Annotated in this window: 2 protein-coding genes and 2 pseudogenes; 3 read left to right on the forward strand and 1 reads right to left on the reverse strand. The window is 66.4% G+C overall.

All coding sequences use genetic code 11. The annotated features are described in order from the left end of the window. Positions 1-421: pseudogene (locus tag HW130_RS35050) on the forward strand (cytochrome ubiquinol oxidase subunit I); the annotation flags it as partial. After that, positions 418-780: a hypothetical protein gene (locus HW130_RS35055; RefSeq protein ID WP_177153809.1), complete on the forward strand. Its 363-nt coding sequence runs from the start codon at positions 418-420 to the stop codon at positions 778-780. The pseudogene HW130_RS35050 and the gene HW130_RS35055, both read left to right, overlap by 4 nt. A gap of 151 nt (positions 781-931) precedes the next feature. Here HW130_RS35055 and katG read toward each other — a convergent pair whose 3' ends face one another. After that, entirely contained in the window at positions 932-3,121 is a 2,190-nt protein-coding gene (gene katG, locus HW130_RS35060; protein ID WP_177153810.1) for a catalase/peroxidase HPI, read from the reverse strand. Between the two features lie 491 nt (positions 3,122-3,612). Here katG and HW130_RS35065 point away from each other — a divergent pair. Then, positions 3,613-3,729: pseudogene (locus HW130_RS35065) on the forward strand (transcriptional repressor); the annotation flags it as partial.

Here is a 3,729-nt window from a genome sequence, read left to right on the forward strand (position 1 = left end):
CGGCACGTTCCTGGTGCAGCACTGGCTGGGAGCCGAAGGGATGCCGCGCCGCTATCCGGACTACCTTTCCTCGGACGGCTTCACCGCGCTGAACACCGTGTCGACGATCAGCTCGTTCCTGCTCGGCCTGTCGATGCTGCCCTTCATGTACAACGTCTGGAAGACGGCGAAGTACGGCAAGCAGGTCCTGGTGGACGACCCCTGGGGCTTCGGCCGTTCGCTGGAGTGGGCCACCTCCTGCCCGCCGCCGCGGCACAACTTCCTCACGCTGCCGCGCATCCGCAGCGAATCTCCCGCCTTCGACCTGCACCATCCTGGAATCTCTCAGGTGGATCACCTGGAGAGCGCAGGCCGCCGGGACGTCGTCGAACCCGGACGAGGAGCCGCACCGCCGCTCGGTGGAAACAAGGGCGACAAGTGACCCGGCCCGCGCAGAACCCGGACAAGGAGGCGGCCGCGGGTATCGCGGAGCTCGAGGGCTATTTGCTGGCGCAGAGCCATCTGCACGAAGCCCGCGTCGAGGCGGAGGTGTTCGCCGACCGGATGCCGTGGCTCACCACCGGCCAGCGCGAGGAAGTAGTCCGCCTCTACACCGAGAACCGGATCGCCCTGTCCCGCCGCGTTCTGGCAGCCCTTGTGACACGGGCCGGCGAACTGCGCCAGGAGTACACAGAACGATACGAGTGCCTCAAGCAGCGGGTGCTGTGCGGCAGCCTCGCGGCGCTTCTGGGCGTCGCGGTGCTGTGCCTGTTCACCTACTGCATCGTTCTGCAGTCATGACTCCGACTTCCTCGGGCAGGTCCGGGATCCGGTACGCTCCGCCCCCCGCACAGATGGACGGTCGTGGCCGCGGGAAGGCGCTCGTCCCCGCCCCGACCGGGTCCCGATGACGCCCCGGTCGGCCGATGAGTGGCCGGCCGGGGCATCGGGCTCAGGCGAGGTCGAACCGGTCGAGGTTCATCACCTTGTCCCACGCTGCCACGAAGTCACGCACGAACTTCTCTCCGGCGTCCCGGCATGCGTAGACCTCCGCGACGGCTCGGAGCTGGGAGTTCGATCCGAAGACGAGGTCGACTGCGGTGGCGGTCCACTTGACCTCGCCCGTGGCGCGTTCCCGGCCTTCGAACACGTTCTCGGACGAGGTCGACGCCTTCCATTCCGTGCTCATGTCGAGCAGGTTGACGAAGAAGTCGTTCGTCAACGTCTCCGGCCGGTGCGTGAAGACGCCGTGGGGGGATCGCTGGAAGCCGGCGTTCAGCGCCCGCATGCCGCCGATCAGGACCGTCATCTCGGGAGCGGTCAGGGTCAACAGGTTGGCGCGGTCCAGGAGGAGAGTCTCCGGCGACAGCTTCTCTCCCGCCCGGAGGTAGTTGCGGAACCCGTCTGCCCTCGGCTCGAGCACGGCGAACGACTCCACGTCGGTCTGCTCCTGCGAGGCGTCCGTACGCCCCGGTGCGAACGGGACGGTGATGTCGTGCCCGGCGTTCTTCGCGGCTCGCTCGACGGCCGCGCACCCGCCCAGGACGATCAGGTCGGCGAGGGAAACCTTCCTTCCGCCGGCCTGTGAGGCGTTGAAGTCCTGCTGGATCCGCTCGAGTGTCCGCACCACCTCGGCCACCTCGGGCAGGTCGTTGACCTCCCAGTCCTTTTGCGGTGCGAGGCGAATCCGTGCCCCGTTGGCACCGCCACGCTTGTCGGTGCCGCGGAAGCTCGCCGCCGACGCCCAGGCGGTGGTGACCAGCTGGGGGATGGACAGTCCCGAGGCGAGGATCCTGTCCTTGAGGGCAGCGATGTCCTCGTCCGCGACCAGCTCGTGATCGACCGCGGGGACGGGGTCCTGCCACAGCTGCGGCTCGGCGATCCACGGGCCGAGGTAACGCGAGAGGGGTCCCATGTCGCGGTGCAACAGCTTGTACCACGCCTTGGCGAACGCTTCCGCAAGCTTCTCCGGGTTCTCGTGGAAGCTCTTCGTGATCGGCCCATAGATCGGATCCAGCTTCAGCGAGAGGTCCGTCGTCAGCATCATGGGAGCGTGCCTCTTCGACGGATCATGCGCATCGGGCACGGTGCCCTGGGCCGACGGATCCGTGGGAGTCCACTGCTTCGCGCCTGCGGGGCTCGTCGTCAGCTCCCAGTCGTACCTGTACAGAATGTCCAGGTACCCGTTGTCCCACCTCGTCGGCTCGGTGGTCCATGCGCCCTCGAGCCCGCTGGTGAGCGCGTCGGCGCCCTTGCCGGTGCCGTAGGTGTTCCGCCAGCCGATGCCCTGCTGCTCGACGGGGCAGGCCTCGGGTTCCGGACCGATGTACCCCGGATCGACCGCACCATGGCACTTGCCGAACGTGTGGCCGCCGACGATGAGCGCGACCGTCTCCTCGTCGTTCATCGCCATACGCCCGAAGGTCTCGCGAATGTCCCGGGCGGCAGCGATCGGATCCGGGTTGCCGTTGGGCCCCTCCGGATTGACGTAGATCAGTCCCATCTGCACAGCTCCGAAAGGACCGGTGAGTTCCCTGTCGCCGCTGTAGCGCTCATCTCCGAGCCATGTGTCCTCGGGCCCCCAGAAGATCTCCTCGGGTTCCCAGATGTCCTCTCGCCCGAAGCCGAACCCGAACGTCTTGAATCCCATCGATTCCATGGCGCAGTTTCCGGCGAAGACCAGAAGATCTGCCCAGGAGATTTTCCGGCCGTATTTCTGCTTGACCGGCCAGAGCAAACGGCGCGCCTTGTCGAGGCTCGCGTTGTCCGGCCAACTGTTGAGGGGGGCGAAGCGCTGAGCGCCGCTGCCGCCACCGCCCCGGCCATCGGCGATGCGGTACGTTCCCGCGGCATGCCAGCTCATCCGGATGAAGAGCGGCCCGTAGTGCCCGTAGTCGGCAGGCCACCAGTCCTGCGACGTCGTCATCACCTCGAAGACGTCCTGCTTCAGCGCGTCGAGGTCGAGGGTCTGGAACTCTTCTGCGTAGTCGAAGTCCTCGCCCATCGGATTGGACAGGGGCGAGTGCTGGTGGAGAACCTGAAGGTCCAGCTGATTCGGCCACCAGTCCCGGTTCGTCCGGGGTCGAGTCGGCGTAGGGGTCGGGGAGGGGATTACCGGGTTCTCGCTTTCGCTGCCGGACACGTCCGTCCTTCTTCCTGTCTCGGTCTTTCCGTCTGCTGGCTACTTGCTCTTGACGTTGGTTGCTCTGCTGGCGGCGAGCACTGCGACCCGCGCTCGTGGTGCGCCATGGGGCCCGCCGACGGGAAACGGCTGAACCCTTACTCACGCACGACGCCGATGATTGATCCTGTGTCGGCGTCCGTATGGTCGCGCACCGCAGACCGCACCACTAAGAGAACACGCAGGGCAACCCCGCGTAACAAGCGCTCAGAGTCCAAAGTCGTTCGGGGCCCGGCCCATTGGTTGACGACTCTCCCGGCCTCTGAGCCATGCGAGAAAGGGCGACGCATTTCTGATCATGATGATCACCCCGCTGACCGGAGAAGCGGAAACGGACAATTATATGCTGGCCTGGCACGTAAGGGAGCGGTCGCCTCAACGCTTTCGATCAGAACCCGGACATCTGCCGGTAAGCTCCGGCCGTCCCACCGAGCCTGAACGGGTGAACCGACATGAGTGACCTGCTGGAGCGACTGCGAGGGCGTGGCTGGCGGCTGACCTCCCAGCGGCGTGTCGTGGCGGAGGTCCTCGAGGGCGACCATGTCCATCTCACGGCCGACGAGGTACTC

Origin of the sequence: Streptomyces sp. PKU-EA00015, from assembly GCF_013387495.1 — a bacterium.
In the GTDB taxonomy this organism is placed as follows: Bacteria; Actinomycetota; Actinomycetes; order Streptomycetales; family Streptomycetaceae; genus Streptomyces.